This is a genomic window from Herbiconiux daphne (genome assembly GCF_024979295.1).
GTDB lineage: Bacteria > Actinomycetota > Actinomycetes > Actinomycetales > Microbacteriaceae > Herbiconiux > Herbiconiux daphnes.
Map to the genome: position 1 here is coordinate 1 of NZ_JANLCJ010000349.1, position 737 is coordinate 737.

A 737-nucleotide genomic window follows, 5' to 3' on the forward strand; every position below is an offset into this window, starting at 1 on the left:
CATTGTGTAGTAGTATTTTGTGGCAGCAATCTCACGCCCTTTTACCGCAGCATGACGGTCATTTGAACGCCCCACTGAGTCCATCAGCGTAAGAATATTTGTATCCCACTCCTCTTCTGTAGGAATCTTATCTGGGTCATCATCCAGCATAACGGGCTCATCAAACACAACCATAGGGAAGAACCCAAGGTTCTTGGCTTCAATACCGGCAACCTGGTTATAGTCCTCAAATGATTGGTATGACACCATCTGATTTGACGTCTTGTCCTTCTTCACCATACGGTAAGTCTGGTTGATACCCTTCTCATAGTCCGGAACATGATACCCTGCCAGCTTAATCTCAAGCGCCATATTGGCAATTGACTCATGCAGCCTGTCCATGGCGTTGGTCTTGTACTTCTTGAACATGAGACCCTGTGCTGAATAGTCAGTCTCAAGTCAGGCAATCTGAGCAAGAGCAGTAGCCCTGTTTTTCCCATACCCCTTCCCCGTAATCATTCAAACCGTACCAGCCTTGTGGTTAATCACATCAACCATTTCCTTGGACGTAAATTTAGCAATGTCATCAAACGTGAAGAGCTTCTTAGTCCCAGCAGTCTTGATAGTAGATGTAGCAGCCGCTGCTGCTGTCTTGTTTGTCAAATCCAATCTTGCCATCTCCCACCTCCTGTATAACTTAATTATACCATATCAAAATGATGGTCTAAATAACAAAAAGCACCATAAAATGATGCCGG

At 44.8% G+C, this 737-nt stretch carries 2 protein-coding genes; both read right to left on the bottom strand.

Annotated elements, in window-relative coordinates:
- On the bottom strand, positions 1 to 408 hold a 408-nt coding region (locus tag N1032_RS25160), incomplete at its 3' end, for a hypothetical protein (RefSeq protein WP_259543303.1).
- A gap of 90 nt (positions 409 to 498) precedes the next feature.
- Positions 499 to 657: a hypothetical protein gene (locus tag N1032_RS25165; protein WP_259543304.1), complete on the bottom strand. Its 159-nt coding sequence runs from the start codon at positions 655 to 657 to the stop codon at positions 499 to 501.
- Positions 658 to 737 lie beyond the last annotated feature (80 nt).

Excerpts from the sequence above, each read along its gene's own strand:
- N1032_RS25165 (WP_259543304.1), bottom strand. The coding sequence starts at position 657 with ATGGCAAGATTGGATTTGACAAACAAGACAGCAGCAGCGGCTGCTACA.